This window comes from Vibrio rhodolitus, assembly GCF_003350325.1.
GTDB lineage: Bacteria > Pseudomonadota > Gammaproteobacteria > Enterobacterales > Vibrionaceae > Vibrio > Vibrio rhodolitus.
Genome location: NZ_QLYZ01000005.1, coordinates 1 through 18186 on the forward strand (window position 1 = coordinate 1; position 18186 = coordinate 18186).

12 protein-coding genes are annotated in these 18186 nt (G+C 45.6%); 7 read left to right on the forward strand and 5 right to left on the reverse strand.

Going from position 1 to position 18186, the window contains the following annotated elements; all coding sequences use genetic code 11:
- A partial coding sequence (locus DPF93_RS06625; protein ID WP_164675330.1) for an IS3 family transposase occupies window positions 1–231 on the forward strand: 231 nt, incomplete at its 5' end.
- 962 nt (window positions 232–1193) lie between these two features.
- Window positions 1194–1961, forward strand: a complete 768-nt coding sequence (locus tag DPF93_RS06635) for an alpha/beta fold hydrolase (RefSeq protein WP_114765430.1) — start codon at window positions 1194–1196, stop codon at window positions 1959–1961.
- A gap of 90 nt (window positions 1962–2051) precedes the next feature.
- On the opposite strand, the gene DPF93_RS06640 is transcribed toward DPF93_RS06635, so the two are convergent.
- Entirely contained in the window at window positions 2052–3746 is a 1695-nt protein-coding gene (locus DPF93_RS06640) for a methyl-accepting chemotaxis protein (protein ID WP_114765431.1), read from the reverse strand.
- Window positions 3747–4247: 501 nt separating this feature from the next.
- On the opposite strand from DPF93_RS06640, the gene DPF93_RS06645 reads away from it, so the two are divergent.
- Entirely contained in the window at window positions 4248–6443 is a 2196-nt protein-coding gene (locus tag DPF93_RS06645; protein WP_114765432.1) for an immunoglobulin-like domain-containing protein, read from the forward strand.
- A gap of 70 nt (window positions 6444–6513) precedes the next feature.
- On the opposite strand, the gene DPF93_RS06650 is transcribed toward DPF93_RS06645, so the two are convergent.
- Together DPF93_RS06650 and DPF93_RS06655 are read right to left on the reverse strand one after the other, a co-directional pair.
- A complete protein-coding gene (locus DPF93_RS06650) occupies window positions 6514–7368 on the reverse strand; it encodes a tetratricopeptide repeat protein (protein ID WP_114765433.1) in 855 nt (284 codons plus the stop codon).
- A 201-nt stretch (window positions 7369–7569) separates the two neighbouring features.
- Complete coding sequence (locus DPF93_RS06655) at window positions 7570–8229, reverse strand: NAD(P)H-dependent oxidoreductase (RefSeq protein WP_114765434.1); 660 nt, start codon at window positions 8227–8229, stop codon at window positions 7570–7572.
- Between the two features lie 192 nt (window positions 8230–8421).
- Here DPF93_RS06655 and DPF93_RS06660 point away from each other — a divergent pair, with 192 nt between their 5' ends.
- Window positions 8422–8640 (forward strand): hypothetical protein, encoded by a 219-nt coding sequence (locus tag DPF93_RS06660; RefSeq protein WP_114765435.1) that lies wholly within the window; start codon window positions 8422–8424, stop codon window positions 8638–8640.
- Here the strand turns inward: DPF93_RS06660 and DPF93_RS06665 are convergent.
- On the reverse strand, window positions 8591–9544 hold the full coding sequence (locus tag DPF93_RS06665; RefSeq protein WP_114765436.1) for a LysR family transcriptional regulator: 954 nt from the start codon (window positions 9542–9544) through the stop codon (window positions 8591–8593). The two genes, DPF93_RS06660 and DPF93_RS06665, sit on opposite strands and share 50 nt — an antisense overlap.
- Before the next feature lie 99 nt (window positions 9545–9643).
- Here DPF93_RS06665 and DPF93_RS06670 point away from each other — a divergent pair, with 99 nt between their 5' ends.
- Window positions 9644–10117, forward strand: coding sequence for a GNAT family N-acetyltransferase (locus DPF93_RS06670; protein WP_114765437.1), 474 nt, complete (start codon window positions 9644–9646; stop codon window positions 10115–10117).
- A gap of 5 nt (window positions 10118–10122) precedes the next feature.
- Here DPF93_RS06670 and malT read toward each other — a convergent pair whose 3' ends face one another.
- Window positions 10123–12822 carry an HTH-type transcriptional regulator MalT gene (gene malT / locus DPF93_RS06675; RefSeq protein ID WP_114765438.1) on the reverse strand — a complete coding sequence of 900 codons (2700 nt, stop codon included), beginning with the start codon at window positions 12820–12822 and terminating at the stop codon, window positions 10123–10125.
- A gap of 509 nt (window positions 12823–13331) precedes the next feature.
- Between malT and DPF93_RS06680 the strand changes: the two genes are divergently transcribed.
- Together DPF93_RS06680 and malQ are read left to right on the forward strand one after the other, a co-directional pair.
- Window positions 13332–15785, forward strand: a complete 2454-nt coding sequence (locus tag DPF93_RS06680; RefSeq protein WP_114765439.1) for a glycogen/starch/alpha-glucan phosphorylase — start codon at window positions 13332–13334, stop codon at window positions 15783–15785.
- Between the two features lie 61 nt (window positions 15786–15846).
- Entirely contained in the window at window positions 15847–18030 is a 2184-nt protein-coding gene (gene malQ, locus DPF93_RS06685) for a 4-alpha-glucanotransferase (RefSeq protein WP_114765440.1), read from the forward strand.
- Window positions 18031–18186 lie beyond the last annotated feature (156 nt).

Here is an 18186-nt window from a genome sequence, read left to right on the forward strand (position 1 = left end):
AGTCGCCGTGGTAACTGTCACGACAATGCGGTTGCCGAGAGTTTTTTCCAGTTACTCAAAAGAGAAAGAATTAAGCGGAAGATCTACACCACGAGAGAGGAAGCTCGTATGGACATCTTCGAATATATTGAGATGTTCTACAACATTAAACGCCGACATGGTTCCAATAATCAGTTGTCGCCAGTAGAGTATGAAAAGCAATATGAAATCGAATTAAAGAGTGTCTACTAATTTGGTGGCTATTCATTAAGCCTATAATGGGGGTTGTAGGCGAGTCTACTTCTAACAGTATATCTGCCTTACCTCTACCTAAAAAAGCAGAATGGATACTGAGTGTAGGTAACTATGCTAATGGCTTTGTTTTAGATAAGTTAGCTGATACTCAAAAGGGAAGTGTAGAAGATGAGAAAAAATAGAAGTACGTTTGGTATGTATAAATTAGGTTCTGTATATACGTTTAGTATAATCTTTCTCATGCTAGGCATTAGTGAAAAACTGTGGTTTTTATCTTTGTTTTCATTGTTTATGATTGTCATCTTTATTAAAGATGAGTATGTGAAATATATTTTCAGAAACGACAAAGAGTTGCTTAAAGAGTACTGCATTGCAACGATAGTTTTAGTTTTATTAACATTTGTGCATATATTACTGTCAATTGTGGCTAACTTGCTAATTGGTTCATATTTATCGATAAAGCTCGTAAATAGTTATAAAAGGTTGCAGAAAATGGAAATTACATACTGAAACGGAACATTTATATACGCTACTCATTCAAGTGGCGTCTCTCTTCCCACAAGCACCTAATCCACCCACAGAACTCCCTCTCACTACCAGTAACAGAAAATTCCAACGGAATCAGCCTCGGGAATATATTGTTAAACGCTGCGGTATTAGGGCTGCAATCTGGGGTGTTCTTGTTCTGGATAGATCAACAGGATAGAGCAGCAGGGTCAGGTCTTGCCTTTTCCTGAAAATGAACAAGATTTTACTGCGGTGATTTCTATTCAGGGATAAGAATGAGTCGACTATTACAAGTGGAATGGACTCGTTAGATGTTAAACCTCACCAAGTGACTTTAACCAAATAGTGCGATCTCGGTACTGATTGTGGCGCTTTTTTGTGAAGGTGTGGACGTTGTTAAAAATTTGCGCTGGTTAGAATGCCCTTGATTTACACGAACAAGGGAAAGGATTATGTCTGGTTTTGGTCAGCATTTAGACGTTGATGGCGCTGAGATCTACTACCAGGTTTCAGGCAATCCTGATGGCCAACCGCTGGTGATGTTACATGGCGGTTTAGGCAGTAGTGAAGATCTTGATGGGCTAATGAAATATATACCGGATCTGTTTAAAGTGATTCGGATTGATTTACGTGGTCATGGACGTTCAACATTAGGTGAACTGCCGTTGACTTATACCCGTTACCAACAAGACATTGAAGCGGTGTTAGATACGCTACAAGTCGACAAATATCATCTGTTTGGTTTTAGTGATGGTGGCACAGTGGGTTATCGATTGGCGGCTTGCAACCAACGCCGCGTGCTTAGCCTAGCTACGCTCGGTTCACAATGGCGTTTAGAGCCTGACGACCCATCAATTGAACTCTATCAGTCCATCACTGCTGGGTTTTGGCAGCAAGAGTTTGAGCAGGAAGTGGCGCGCTATGAAGAGCTCAATCCGCAAGCGGATTTTAAGCGTTTAGTGTGTCAGGTAAAGAAACTCTGGTTAGATACCTTTGATAGCGGTTACCCAGACGAGACGGTTGATAATATTGCTTGCTCGACGTTGATCATGCGTGGTGACAAAGACTTCCTATTTTCACTGGCAGAAGCACAAGAGCTATGCGAAAGAGTGGAAGAGTCGGAGTTCTTTAATGTGCCATTTACTGAACATGAAGCGCACAAAGAGTATCCGGAAATTGTCGGTGAAGTGCTAAGACGCTTTTTACAGATCAACCACTAACGAGTCGACATAATCAATAGGTGGTATAGAGAGAAAAACCTCGCCAAGGCGAGGTTTTGTCGTTTTATGCTTTAAGAATTAGACAGTGATTTAGACTCGATAGCGGTCAATTTCTTCTCTAAGCGTTTCAGCGAGTTTTGCCAATTCTAAAGTGGCTTCGGTGCTTTGCTCGGCACCGTCAGCGGTTTGATTGGCGAGCTCACTGATTGATGAGATATTTGAGTTAATATCTTCAGTGACTAAGCTTTGCTCTTCCGCTGCTGTGGCGATTTGCGTATTCATTGCAGTGATTTGGTCGACACTGGTTTTGATTTGCTCTAACGCAATACCCGCTTCTAGTGCTTTTTCGACTGTAGTGCTGGCGTTGACTGCACCTTTTTCCAATCTTTGAGTTGAATCTCGGCTACCTTGTTGTAAGCGCTGAATCGTGCCCATGATTTCTTTGGTGGACTCTTGGGTGCGGCTTGCCAAGGTGCGCACTTCATCGGCAACTACCGCAAAGCCTCGACCTTGTTCACCCGCACGAGCAGCTTCGATAGCGGCATTTAACGCCAGCAAATTGGTTTGCTCGGAGATATCTTGGATAACATCGACAACGGTCCCAATGTCTTCTGAGTGTTTGGCAAGAGAATGCATCGCATCAACCGATTCTTGCAGATCAGTTGAGAGGCTCTCAATCATTTGGATGCTCTCCTCCACCACTACTTTGCCACTTGCAGCGGCTTGGTCGGCTTGTTCTGACGCTTCAGCCGCCGAAGTTGCGCTGTGCGCGACCTCATGTACGGTCGCTGTAAACTGGTTGATCGCAGCGGCCACTTGAGTGGTTTGTTCTTGCTGGCTAAGGATGTTCTGTTTCGCTTGGCTTGCTACCACTGAGTTTTCTTCTGAAGCGCGGGCAAGTTGGCTAATGGAATCGCGGTTGGTTTTTACCACGTGTTGGAAGTCAGCTACGATCTGGTTCACCGACTCGGCAATGTGAGCAAATTCATCATTACCGGTTAGATTGATGCGTTGGGTTAAATCGCCTTGGGCGATTTGATGTGAGGTACCTTCCAGCAGCTCTACAGCATGATTAACACGGCGAACAATAATCACAGCAACGCTAGTGATCACCAGCAAAGCAAACGCGGCAATACCACTGAATACCACAATAAAGTCTTGGGTCGCTTTTTCTGCCAGGGCAAAGTTGGTTTTGCCTTCTTGACGTTGTAGCTCAAGGAACTCTTCAGTGAACTGGTAGGTTTTGCTAAAGAGAGGGTTAATCTTGGTCAGTAAGATCAAATTGGCGCGATCGAAATTTTGCTTCTCTAGTTCTGCAATCGCCGGAGTAAAGCCTTGATCGGTTATGGCATCGAGTGTTTTTGCCAGTTGCTGAACCACATTTTGCTCTTGTTGCGTTAATGGTGAAGTGAGCAATTCATCATCAACAATACGGTGTAGTGTATTGAGTGATGTTTGAATCTGTTCAATATGGAATTGCGTTGGGTGGTCATGCATTTTGGCAAATTTGGAGCTTGGGTCATGCTGAAAAGCAAGCAGTAAAGCGCTGCGAGCACTTCCCAGTTCATCAAGTATGCGTCCCGTACGTTCAGTATGTTGCATCCCTTGGGTATAGAGATCTTCGATATAGGCAGAGCTGGTTTGCATGCCGGATATCCCTTTGTAACCGAGTACCGCGAAACCTATCGCCATTAAGAGCACACATATTTTTAAGCGAATGCTTACGCTTTCCAGTTTAGAGAGCAAGCCAGATTTTTGTTGTGCGGGTGGATTGTCGTTATTCATGTTCACCTCATTTATTAATTATCTTTCTCTAATATAAATGAGAGATTAAAAAAACTCCTGATGTAAGTTTGATGTAAATCATTGATTAAATCGAAAGGTAACCAGATGTTTTTAAACTGTTATGATTGTCTCTCTTTTAAGAAAATTCACTGGAAATTCGTCGAATTAATGAAGTGAGTGCTCAATTTAAATCATTTATAGAATGATATTCTGTATAGTAAAGGGCGATTTGTCATCAGATTGATTGAGTTTTGTCGGAATTCTCTGACTGAAATTTGCAGCGAATTTCGTTTTTATTGCATTAAAATCAAACATTTAAAATGAATGGTAAAAATCTCTGTCAATGAAAAAATTAAATCACGATTAATATCGTGACAGAGAATCACATTCTAAATAAAAAGCCTTGTTTTTGTGAATTTTCCAATACTAATCCAGCAAATTTGCTCTCTACAATAAGTCTCAAAGCTGTGATGACCACAGCGATTTTTGTGGAAGTAGAAAATGTTAAAACGTAATGCACTTCAATTAGCAATATCGATGGGTATCGCAGCAGCATCTGGCGCAGCGTATGCGGATAGCTCAAACATGGTTAACCCGGATGGGGGCGTCGTGGTGGGTTATTGGCACAACTGGTGTGATGGTGCTGGTTATCAGCGCGGTAATGCACCTTGCGTGACTTTGGAAGAAGTTAACCCGATGTATAACATCGTCAACGTTTCATTTATGAAAGTGTTTGATGTGGCGGAAGGGCGTATTCCAACGTTCCGTCTAGACCCGGCTGTTGGGTTGTCAGAACAAGAGTTCGTCAATCAAATTGGTGAGCTGAACAAGCAAGGTCGTTCCGTCCTGATTGCGCTGGGCGGCGCAGATGCGCATATCGAATTAAAAACCGGTGATGAGCAGGCGTTTGCCGACGAAATCATCCGTGTGACTGAACGTTACGGCTTTGATGGTTTGGATATCGACCTAGAGCAAGCGGCTGTAACGGCAGCAGATAACCAAACAGTTATTCCTGCGGCTTTGCGTATCGTTAAAGACTATTATCGTCAGCAAGGCAAAAACTTCCTTATCACTATGGCGCCTGAGTTCCCTTACCTTAAAAAAGGCGACAAGTACGTTCCTTACATTGAGAACTTAGCGGGTTACTATGACTGGATTAACCCACAGTTCTACAACCAAGGTGGTGACGGTCTTTGGGTTGATGAAGAAAATGCGTGGATCACTCAAAACAGTGATGCGATGAAAGAGAAGTTTATATACTACATCTCTGACTCATTGGCGAACGGTACGCGTGGCTTCCACCAAATCCCACATGATAAATTGGTATTCGGTATTCCAACCAACATTGATGCAGCCGCGACAGGGTTTGTTAAGAACCCACAACACCTATACAGCGCCTTTGAACGACTAAATGCTCAAGGTCAGCCACTGCGTGGCGTGATGACTTGGTCAGTTAACTGGGACATGGGTACCAATGCTGCTGGTCAAGCTTACAATGAGCAGTTTATTAAAGATTACGGTCCGTTTATTCATGGGCAAACACCACCGCCACCATCAGAAGGTGAGCCAGTATTTAAAGGCTTGAGCGATACGCGCGTATTACATGCTACAAGCTTCAATGAACTAGCGGGTGTTTCTGCTTCAGATAAGGAAGATGGCGATCTAACTGGGTCGATTATGGTTGAAGGCATCGTTGATACTCATCGTATCGGCACCTACATCCTAACGTATCGTGTCCAAGACACCGACGGCAACGAAACTGTAAAAGCGCGCAGCGTTGAGGTTTATAGTCAAAAACCAGTATTCGCCGGAGTGGCTGATACGACCGTGGTGCTTGGCGCTGAATTTGACCGTTTAGCGGGCGTGAAAGCAACGGATGCAGAAGATGGCGATTTGACTGGCGATATTCGCGTTACGGGCGAAGTCGATACAGCGGCGATCGGTCAATACACACTGCAATACTCAGTGACAGATAGCGCGAATCAAACCGTGCGTGTTGAGCGCAATGTAACGGTCAGCGATGGCAGCAGCTGCGCGAATGCATGGGATGCAAAAGAGACTTACCTGCAAGGTGCTCAAGTGTCACACAATGGTGCAACTTGGGAAGCTGGCTGGTGGACGCGTGGTGAAGAGCCAGGAACCACAGGTGAATGGGGTGTGTGGAAAAAGGTTTCTGACAGTTCGTGTGGCGGTGAAACTCCAGATCCTGAGCTTGGCGCTGAGCTAAAAGTATCAGGTCTTGCGAGTGAGTATGTTGCAGACAATGGTGAAGTGCGCCTAGCGCTTGAACTCAGTGCCAATAAAGCGCTGGATGTGACCGTTATGGTTGCTGACAGCACTGGTACTGTGGTTAACCAAGCGAAAGTGAACTTAGTCGATTCAAAAGCGATCACGATTGATATTTTTGAAGCCAAAGAAGGTCGCTACACATTGGATGTTGTAGGTAGTGCAGAAGATGGTGAAATGGTGGTGTTTACCGCGCCATTTATGGTTAAAGAGCAAGGTACGGTCACGCCGCCTCCTGGTGATTACCCACCGTTCCAAGCAGGCACAAATTACCAAGCTGGTGATATTGTTGTCGGTGCCGACAATGGCTTATACCAATGTAAACCTTGGCCATACACAGGTTGGTGTTCAAGTGCCTCTTACGCTCCAGCAGATAGCCTTTACTGGCAAGATGCTTGGGATAAATTGTAAGATAAACCATCGATAAGCTAATGAAAAAGCACCACAAATGTGGTGCTTTTTTGTTCCATCCAAGCAGCGGTTACTCTTCAGTATACTGTTCTAACAGTGCTTCAAAGCGTTTGTTGCCATGCAGTGATTCAAAGTCTTTTTCATGCGCAATCAAATCACGAATGGACGGGCTGTTTTCAATCGCACGTTCTAAATCATCAATCGCTTGTTCTTCTACCCCGAGCCTTGCAAAGGCACAAGCGCGTTGATACAGCGCCGGACCGTTGCTTTCATCTAAATCCAGTACGCGATTACAAATACTTAATGCCCAGTTGTATTCGTTCGCTTCCATTGCTGCATCGGCTTTGTACGTTAACGCTTCTAAGTCACCCGGACGGATATGTAAGATTTCATCGTAAACCGCGATCTTCTGCTCTGGTGTTTGCATGCTTTGCGCACGTAACCAAAGGTTGTGCACTTCGTTAATGATCTCAATCTCTTTGTTGTTTTCACTAATGATGCGTGTTTTGCGCTTTAAATCGCGCTCTAAGGCGATGAATTTCTTTTCATATTCTTGAGCAATTGCTTCAAGGCGTTTATCAGCCATTTCTTTGGTGTTGACCTTAAGCTCGCGAATCGATTGCCATCCGACAAAGGCGATCAGCGAAGCAACCCCAGCAATGATGTAAAAGAAGTAGGTGACGGTAACATTCGCGTAGTTAAGTGACTTGTCGGCCACTGCGAGCTCTCGGTTGGTAATATCAATCACTAAACGACGTTCGAGATCTTGTTGGGATTCACGTAATGATTTGAGCTCATCTAAGATGTATCGCTCCATTAATGGGCGATCGAGTAAGTCTGTTTGTGAGTATTTTTGTTCTTCGGCGACACTAGAAAAGCTAGTGGTGGTAAGGAGAATCAACAAAAGTGAAAAGATAGAGCGCATTTGGCTTCCTTACTGTAAAAATGTTGTAGAAATTTATCGTTCTTTTTCACAGTAGCAGATCGGCATATGGTAACGCAAAGCGCAAGCCTTTCTTTTTCCAACTAATTGCTTTGATAGCCGTCGAATCATTTGGCTGGTTAGGTAAGAGAACAAAACAAAAAGACCCCGCATCAGCGAGGTCTCAAGACAGTGAAATTTGAGTTATAGCACTTGAAGAATATCTTCCATTGGCAGACGAGCTTTTGGTTTGCCATGGTTATAGTCTTCGCCATCTTTGTGGTAACCCATTGCTAGGGCAACTTCACATACATAGCCATCTAGTTCGTCTTTGAACAGTTCACCAATAAGCTCAGGATCAACCCCTTCCATTGTAGTGGAATCGATACCTAGGCGAGCAAGAACATGCAGTGTGTTACCAAGCGCAAGGTAAGTTTGTGCACGAGTCCAGTTACCGTTGAAGCCATCAGCGTCCGTATTTGCTTCAGCAAACGTGTAAGCACCATCTAGCATGTTGTTGTACATATCAGCTGGTAGGTGACCAGAGGTTACCTCAGCGTCGACTACTTTTTTGTAGTTGTCTTTAGTGTAGTTTGGGTTGTAAGCAAACAAAATAACGTGTGATGCTTCTTTAGCATGTGGTTGGTTAAATTGGTGCTTGTTAGCGAAGGTATCATGAAAACGTTGTTTCGCGGCTTCACTTTCAATCACGATAAATTTCCAAGGCTGTGAGTTGATAGAAGACGCTGATAGACGAATTGCTTGGTAAATCACATCTAAATCTGCCTGTGGAATACGCTTTTCAGCATCGTAGCGTTTTGCAGTGTAACGTGATTGTAAGTCAGCAATGATTGGATGTGTCATGGTCGTACCCTTTTGAATTCTGATGTGGCGTTTGCCGTGTCTACGAGGTGCATTCTAGGGGGATGGCGAAAGAAGAAAAACTAGCTTGGAATTGAAACATTATCAAAAAAAAATTGATAATCGAAAGTCAGCGACGTTAGTTATAGCAGCTAAAATTGATTGGTGAATACCGTGCAAATAAGGAGAACTAAGATGGCAGACTCGGATAAAGACAAAGTGAGACAATTACTGATCGCGACTCGCTTTGGTGTGTCAGCGGCAGAAATGCCGATGATTATTAATCTTGATCAGCAATTGAGTTTGCACATTATCGAGCAACTTAAAGCAGAAGGAGAAGATATCCACTCTTTAGGCGAAGGCACTAATCCACCGGAGCTGGTTCTCTACTCGATAGGAGAGATTGAGCCTTAGGTTGGAGCTCTTTTAATAGTTGGCGAAACCAGATCAGCTTTGGGTTGGTTTCACGCGTTTTGTGCCAATAGATTTTGATTTGATAGTTGGGTATCGGTAGCGGCGGCTGGTAGATAGTTAAGCCAAGCTCCTGCTTGATATGTTGGACGTAAATTTGAGGAATGGTGAGTAGATAAGGTGTGTTAGCGACCAAGTAGGGAGCGCACAACACACTAGGTAAGTGCAGGGCCACGCGTCTTTTGCGGTTGAGTTTCGCGAGTTGCTCGTCTACGACCGCAGTACGCTCATTCCAAGGCGTCACAACAATATGCGAGAGTGCAACAAAGTCATCCAGTGTTAAACACTTGTCATCTAGTCGAGCATTGTTCTTACAAGCCACGGTGCAATAGCCGTCATCTAACCAGATTTGATGAGCAATGTGATTCTCTCTTTCACTTTTGTGCTCAAATCCTAACGCGAAATCTATTTCACCTTGTTCTAAAAGCTGCGCGGGATCTTTCTGTTCGGTATTGAGGATGCGTAACTGAACGTTGGGGTAGTGCTTTGCCAAATATTGGGTCAGCCAAGGGAGCAGAGTCCAAGTCGTAAAGTCAGTGCCGCTTAATACTATCTTGTGTTCGCCGTTACGCGGATCAAATGGCACAGAGGATGACAGCCCTTCGCTTAGCATTTGCATCGCAGGCAGCACCGATTGCGCCAGACGCATTGCTTTTTCTGTTGGCAGCATCTTTTGGTTGGTTCGCACGAAGAGTTCATCATTCAATCTATCTCTCAGTCTTGCTAAGCCATGGCTACAAGCTGATTGACTGATGTGCAGTTGCTCGGCGGCATCATTGACCGATTGAGTCTGATAGATTGCGTGGAAAATCTTAAGTAGGTTAAGGTCGAGATTAGCGATATCCATATGAACGACATGCAGTTATTAGATGAAGAGAATGCAGTTACATCATATTGATAATCCAGTTACTCTGTCACCATAAGCTTGAACAGAAAAGGAGTCACTATGTTCAAAATGCGATCTGCCACGGAAGCTGATGTCGCGACCATCTATCGTTTCATTCATGAGCTCGCGGATTACGAGCGCGCTTCCCACCACGTTAAAGCCAGCGAACAAGATATCCAGCGCAGTTTGTTTGCCGCCAATGCTTCTGCTAATGCCATGATTTGCGAACAAGATGGCGAAGCGGTCGGGTTTGCGGTCTATTTCTTTAACTATTCGACATGGATGGGGCGCTATGGTCTCTATCTTGAGGATCTCTATGTCTCTCCTAACTACCGAGGTTCAGGGGCGGGCAAATTTATAATGCAAACCTTGGCTAAGATCGCGGTCGAGAACAATTGCGCGCGTTTTGAATGGGCGGTGCTCGATTGGAATCAACCGGCAATCGATTTCTACACCAGCATTGGCGCGAAAGAGCAAAGCGAGTGGCGCACCTACCGACTCGATGGTGATGCTCTATACCAATTTGCCCAATAGCCGCGTTAACCCGCCACAATTTTGATGAGACTCTCTGCCGTGGCAACTGCCTGCTTGCGATTAGCAATATTGAGTTTTTGATAGAGATTACGAATATGGGTTTTGATGGTGGTAGCCGCAACGTCTAACTCATGGGCAATCTGCTCATTGGTTAGCCCAGCATAAATGAGTCCTAACACCTGCCATTCTCGCTGTGTGAGTGGACTATTGCGTACCAACTCTGGCACTTGAGGGTGGTGGATCAATTGGTCGATAAAACCCTGATCAAAGTGTTTTGCTTGGCTGCGTTGGCTTACATTGACAGACTTAATCAATTGATTGACCCGGTAGCGGGTCAGATCATCAAGTGAAGATTGAAAATCTGCGTGCAGTAGGATTGGTGTGAGGCTGTTGATGCCAAACAGAAAATCACCCATCATAGAGGTTTGATTCGCCAGTTGCAGCGCGTATTGCAGTTGTTGGTGAATTTGCTGACTGCTGTTTTGCTGATGTAGGCACAATTGCGTTGCGAGAATAGCGTTGCGGCACTGATCTGCGAGTAAGTGATAGTGTTGCGCATCAATACCAAGTTTGTTGATTGTGCTTACCGCATCAGCAAATTTGCCTAATACCAATTGAGCTCGAACTATATTGCGCCCGTGTAGTTGCGAGAAGTGGTTGCGTGCGTTAGTCAGCGGGGCAGCGTTTTCCAGCCATAGCTTGATAGCGCTGGTCTCTTGCTTGGTTTGCCAGTAGATCAGCAATGCCATCTCGGCATTACTAGTGGCATCCATGTGGTGAAAACCGCTGGCAAGTAGCAGCTCTATTTGCGCGGCATATTTGCCCGCTTTTTGCTCTTCACCGCGGCAAAGCGCTATCCGGCACAACATGGCATAGCTATGAATATGAAGCTTTTCAGGCATATCGCTGAGCAATTTAATTGCATTTTGCGCGCAAGTTTGTGCTTCTTCCAAGCGGTTCCAACTAAACAAAACTTGGGCGCGTACCCGCAGTAAGCATTCTTGCAATGGGTCGTGCTGCATTAGCTGATCATCAATCAGTTTAAAGCCACTTTCTTGTACATCAAATGCCGCCTGTAAGTAGCCTTTTGCTAATAAGATCTCGCTTTGTTGCACCATTGCCCACAACGCTTGGTGAGGCACTTGATATTGGCGGGCTAACTTTTCGGTTTGCTGCATTAAAGGCAGCGCACGGTCCAAGAAACCTAACACATGATTGACTTCTCCAATGACCGAAGTCGCCACAATGCGGCTGTGAAATGCCCGCCCATCCATTTGGCTAAGCGCCAGTTCAGCCAGTTCTAAAGCCCTCTCAGGCTGATTTTTTTGGATGGTGATTTGCGCTTTTAATGCGTTGAACTCACCTTGCTCACTGTGATTAAGCGTCATGTTTGAGGCGTCAGCTTGTAGCAAGATCAAGTCAACGTCTTCATTGCGCTGTTGATTGTGAGCGATCCAAGCGTGCAATAGACAAAGTGTGGCGTGTTGGTAAACAGTGTGGCTATCGAGCTGACTCAGTACATGCTGCAATAGGGCGAGCTTACCAGAGTTGAACAGCTCCCAGCCATGTTGTTTAAGAATGTCGACGCTCAGAGATGGTCGTTCGGCAAGCTCAGCATGGCGTAGCGCCTGTTCGGCACTGCCTTGACCTAACCAAGCTTGTACCGCTGCGCAGTGTAATTGCGTTTCTTGATCGGCAAGGTAATGATGACGCTCGTGGGCTAAAAACTGATTAAACAAGCGATGAAAGCGGTACCAGTTGTGCTGGTTTTCAACCGGTTGGATAAATAGCCCCAATCGCTGCAAGTTTTCAATCATGTTTTGCGCATCACTGCGCCCGGTGACAACCGAAGCAAGGGTGTGGTTAAACTTGTCAAGAATTGAGCACTTGAGTAAAAAGTTCTGCATTTCTGGCTCTAAATGGGTGAAGACTTCATCGAGTAAGTAGTCGCAAAGATGGCTTTGATTGAGAGTTAAATCTAAGCTGCGGTTGGGTGTGAACTCTTGACTTGGTTGGATTGCTTGCCAAGCAATCAATTCCAAGGCAGAAGGCCAGCCTTCAACCTCTTGGTAAAGCTTGCGAGCAGAACTGGCATCGATCTCGTGCTCAAGGCGCATAGTCAAAAATGCCTGGGTTTCTTCGTGACTAAACGCCAGCGATTGCTGATCCAACTCGCAGACTAAGCCTTGCACTCTTAAACGGGCAATACCCAGCCGAGGGGTTGAGCGGCTGGTGATAACTAAACTCAAATTATCGGGTTTGCGTTGAATAAAATAGCTCAGCGCTTGATGGATCGCCTGATGGTCAATGTGGTGATAATCATCAAGCACGAGGTAACAAGCTTGTTTATGTTTCGCAATTTGTTTGAGCGCCTCGGTAATTAAAACCAGTATATCGGTTTGACCGCTTTGTTCGGCTAGCTTTAACGCACTTGAGCAGGCTTGATGACATGCATTGTTAAGCGCTGCAATAAAATAGCAGGCAAAGCGATGTGGATCGTTATCGTTGCTGTCAATGCTGTACCAACCAAGATGGCGTTTAGTGGCGAGCCATTGGCTCGCTAAACACGTTTTACCATAGCCAGCAGGCGCGCGAATAAAGATCAGTTTTTGCGCCGGGAGTGCCTCGAGCATTGATTCAAGTCGCGTTCGCTCAAGCAGTGTGATGGCATAGCTTGGACAACTGAGTTTAGAAGGAATCCACATCCTGTTTGTTTTCCTATTTTGCAGCAGTTCTTTGACCGTTTGTTCCATGTTACGGGATCAACTAACGTCGAATGTAGTCGATTAGTATGAAGATGATTGAGAACAACGCGTAACTCACGTTTTGTCGCTATCTACGCCCTGATTATGTGATCTATTTCAAGTTGGGTGCAATTTAGCGGCGAAATCAGAATCAATTGGCAACAAATAGCGCCATTCCTAGCGCGTTACTGATGAAAAAATGTGATCTATATTGGTTTGTTTACTTCTTTTAGTGATATGTGGGCGAAATCTCTAGCGGCTCTGCTTGGGCGAATTGATAACTAAGTGTGATGTTAGTCATGCCTCAAGGTGCTCAATTTGCCCGTAAATGTGAGTGTTGACTCAAAATCGCTGCCGCTGAGTGCTCTACGCCGCTTCTACTCCTCCCCCTAGGTGTCGTTAAAGGAGGATGTATTGTGGTGGGCGGATTTGCACGATAGCGCTTAGGGAAACTAAAAGAGACTTCATTGATGAAACCGACACAACAGATTCACTTTGACAAAGCTTTATTCCAAAACAGTGTAAAAAAACACTTGAGCTCAACGTATGCGACGACGATAGAAAAAGCCTCCAGTCGCGCATGGTATCTAGCGACAGGTCGAGCATTGGCTGAACTGACCACCTTTGATCTGTTACAGACAGAGCAAGACGATAAAATTCGCAATGCCAAAAGCGTTAACTACCTTTCGTTGGAGTTCTTAATCGGACGCTTAACCGGTAATAACCTTATTAGCATGGGTGTGTACGAGCAAGTATCGCAGGCGATTGAAGAGTTGGGGCAAAACCTCAGTGACTTGCTTGAAGAAGAGCGCGATCCATCTTTAGGTAATGGTGGTTTAGGTCGTCTAGCTGCTTGTTTCATGGACTCATTGGCAGCGCAAGAATACCCAACGGTGGGTTACGGCTTGCACTATGAATATGGTCTGTTTAAGCAGTCCTTTGAACAAGGTCATCAAAAAGAAGCGCCGGATGCATGGTGCGGTGTTGAAGGCTATCCATGGGAAATTGCCCGCCCTGAGTTGGCACAAGAGATCGGCTTTTATGGTCATGTTGAGGTAACCGAAGTCAATGGGCGTGAGCAGCGTCGCTGGGTTCCGGGTATGACAGTAAAAGCGATGCCATGGGATATTCCGATTGTCGGTTACCAAAGTGATACCGTTTATCCGCTGCGTTTGTGGGAGTGCCGAGCGATTGCGCCTTTCTCACTAGAGAGTTTTAACAACGGTAACTACTTTGAGGCGCAACACGCGCTGATTGATGCGGGTAACATTACCAAAGTGCTTTACCCAAATGACAACCATGAAAAAGGCAAAACACTGCGTTTGATGCAGCAATACTTCCATAGTGCGGCGTCGGTACGTGACATTTTGCGTCGTCATGAAGAAGCGGGTCATACCTTAGCCTCATTGCCAAAATACGAAACCATTCAGCTTAACGATACCCACCCAACCATTGCGATTCCTGAATTGATGCGGATCTTAATTGATGAAAAAGGCATGGAGTGGGAAGAGGCGTGGGCGATTAGCTCTAAGACCTTTGCTTATACCAACCACACCTTATTGCCAGAAGCGCTAGAGACGTGGAGTGAATCTCTGATCCAACGTTTATTGCCGCGTCATATGGAAATCATCTACTACATTAACCATCTGTTCTTAAAGCAAGTGCGTGAAAAGTGGCCGGGTGATGTGTCAAAGCAGCGCAAGCTATCGATCATCCAAGAGGGCTTCCATCGCATGGTGCGTATGGCAAACCTATGTGTGGTTGGCTCATACGCGGTTAATGGGGTTGCAGCGCTGCACTCAGAATTGGTCAAGCGAGACTTATTCCCTGAATTTAACGAGCTGTATCCAAATCGCCTGCAAAATGTGACCAACGGCATCACGCCACGTCGCTGGCTGAGGTTTTGTAACCCAGGTCTAAGCCAGTTGATCAGCGAAAAAATAGGTGATGAGTGGGCTGCGGATCTTGATCAACTGGAAGCCATTTCTCAATACGCCGATGACGGTGAATTCCAGCAGCAATTTATGGCAGTGAAGAAGGCCAATAAGCAGCGCTTGGCTGACTGGGTGAAAGCGAATATGGATATTGAGCTTGATACCAATGCGATCTTTGATGTGCAGATCAAGCGATTACATGAATACAAGCGCCAGCATCTAAATATGCTGCACATCCTATCGCTTTATCATCGCCTGCTTAACGATGCAGACTTCGATATGGTGCCACGTGTATTTATCTTCGCAGCAAAAGCGGCTCCGGGCTATCACCTTGCTAAGCAAATTATCTATGCCATCAATAAGATAGCAGAGAAGGTGAACAGCGATCCGCGCATCAACAACAAGCTTAAAGTAGTCTTCTTGCCGGATTACCGCGTTAGCATGGCTGAAATCATCATTCCTGCTGCCGATGTGTCTGAACAGATCTCGACGGCGGGTAAAGAAGCCTCTGGTACCGGTAATATGAAAATGGCTCTAAATGGTGCCTTAACCATAGGTACGATGGATGGTGCCAACGTTGAAATTCGTGAAGAAGTGGGCGATGACAACATCTATATCTTTGGTCTTGAGGTGGATGAAGTCGAGCGTCTGCACGCTTCAGGCTATAACCCATACGCTTACTACAATGCCGACCCGTTGCTAAAAGCCTCATTGGATTTGCTAATTGGCGATGAGTTCACACCGGGTGAACCGGGTAAGCTGGGGGCAACTTATGACAGCGTGTTAGATGGTGGCGACCCGTACTTAGTCTTGGCGGATTTTGCTTCTTATGTTGAAGCACATGAAGCGATTGATGCGCAGTACCGCGATCAAGCAGGGTGGGCGAAAAAAGCCATTCTTAATACTGCGTTGGTTGGCAAGTTTAGCTCAGATCGCAGCATTAGGGACTATGTTAATAACATTTGGCAACTAAAAAGCGTTAAGCGCTAACCATAAAAAGGTCACCTAGTGTGACCTTTGCTCGATTAACTTAGTCGCTTTGGAGAAGTTTATGATCAGTAATACCGTACTCAAACAGGCTGCCAATGTTGCCAATATCGCTGACTCTTACATCAGTGCTTGGGGAAGCCCTGCCGATGTCGAACAGCAGAGTATCTTACATTTGTTGTCATCACTGGGTTATGACACCAGCAGTGATGAAGCGCTGCTCGCAAGCTGTAGCAAAAAGTCTCAGCAAGAGACTCTCGCGCCGGTTTTGGTGTTAAAAGAAGGGCAGGCGTTTGAGTTTACGCTAAACATTGATCAAAGCGTTCGTGAAAGCGAGTTTAAGTGGTCGATTAATACTGAGCTGGGAGAGCTATTCACTGGTGAAGTGAATCAACACATAGTACGCGATGAGCGTGCGACCGGGGGACCGCTAGTGGTGGCTCTTCCGAGCCAGTTACCTTGGGGTTATCACCAATTAACCGTTGAGCGTAAAAGACGTAAAACGCCTTATCAAGCACGTTTAATCGTTACGCCTAAAGCTTGTTATAAGCAAGCGTCGATGCTTCAGGGTAAAAAAATGTGGGGACCGAGCATTCAGCTCTATACCCTGAAAAGCAGCCATAACTGGGGCATCGGTGATTTTGGTGACCTTAAACATTTGTTGGCTGAGATTGCTTCGCGTGGCGGAGATTTTGTTGGCTTAAACCCAATTCACTCCCTGTTTCCTGCTAATCCAGAGGCAGCCAGTCCGTATAGTCCTTCATCGCGTCGTTGGCTCAATATCCTCTATATTGATGTGAGTTCTGTTGCCGAATTTGCTTTGAGCAGCCAAGCACAGCAAGTGGTTGGTAGTGCGGAATTCCAGCAACGTTTGCAGAGTGTGCGTGATTCTCATTGGGTCAATTACAGTGAAGTGGCGGCATTGAAAATGAGTATTTTGCCGCTGCTGTTTGCTGAGTTTAAGGCGCGTCATATTGATACCAATAGTGAGCGAGCTGCGCAGTTTTTACAGTTTGTTGAGTTAGGCGGTGAGAGTTTGCTGCATCAAGCGGCATTTGATGCTTTACATGCCGAGTTACATCAGCAAGACGCCGGTATTTGGGGATGGCCTGTTTTTCCCAAGCAGTTCCAGAGCTTTAGTAGCAAAGCGGTACAGGATTACATTGAGGAAAACCGCGACCAAGTTCATCTCTATATGTATCTTCAATGGATTGCTGATTGCCAAGTTAATGAAGCGCAGCAACTGGCAGAGAGCAAAGGAATGTCGGTTGGGCTTTACCGTGACTTAGCGGTGGGCGTGGCAGATTCCGGTGCGGAAACATGGGCTGATAATGGCAACTTAGTACAAGATGTCAGTATTGGTGCGCCGCCAGATGTACTAGGACCGCTCGGACAAAACTGGGGTCTACCACCACTAAATCCAGAGGTTCTACAAGCGACAGGCTTTCAAGCCTACATCGACCTACTGCGCGCTAACATGAAGCATTGTGGCTCGCTGCGAATTGACCATGTATTAGGTTTGCTGCGTCTGTGGTGGATTCCTAAAGGTGAAAATGCAACAAAAGGTGCGTATATCTACTATCCGGTGGAAGAGATGTTGGCGATCTTGGCGCTCGAATCTCATCGTCATCAATGCAGCGTGATTGGTGAAGATCTTGGCACCGTACCAGATGAAATTGTCGATAAACTGCGTGAAGCGGGTGTGCATTCTTACAAGGTATTCTTCTTTGAGACCTCCAAGCAAGATGGCGGTTATCTCTCGCCTCAGCATTATGCTGATCAGTCGATGGCTGCGCTCTGTACGCACGACATGCCGACGCTACGTGGTTTCTGGCACTGTGATGATCTTAAAATGGGTAAAGAGCTTGGTTTATACCCAGATGAGGAGCAGTTACAAGGGCTGTTTGATGCGCGCTTAAAGAGTAAGCAAGGCATTTTAGACTCAGTAGCTTGGCATGGATTTTTGCCGGAAGGGGTGGGGCGTGATGCCTCGCTGGTACCAATGGACCGCTACCTTGCTCAGGCACTGCAACTTCACGTTGCGGCGGGCTCCTCAACCTTGCTGAGTGTCCAGCTCGAAGATTGGTTGGAGATGGATAAACCGGTCAACATTCCTGGCACAGTGAATGAGTACCCTAACTGGCGACGCAAGCTGTCGATGGATTTAGAGCATCTATTTGGTCTGGATGGCGTGAATCAGATTGCGGAGAAGCTGACGCAGGTAAGAAGTAAAGCCTCGTCCTGTTAAGATGGGTTTAGTGACAAAGATAATAAACTTTGATCATAACGTGCGCGTTGGCGCGTAAATTCGATAGTATGTAGATATTCATGTTTATGAATATAAGAAATTTTTTGCCCACCAAGGAATACGATTTAGTGGGCTTAGAAAACGAAAGTTAGGTTA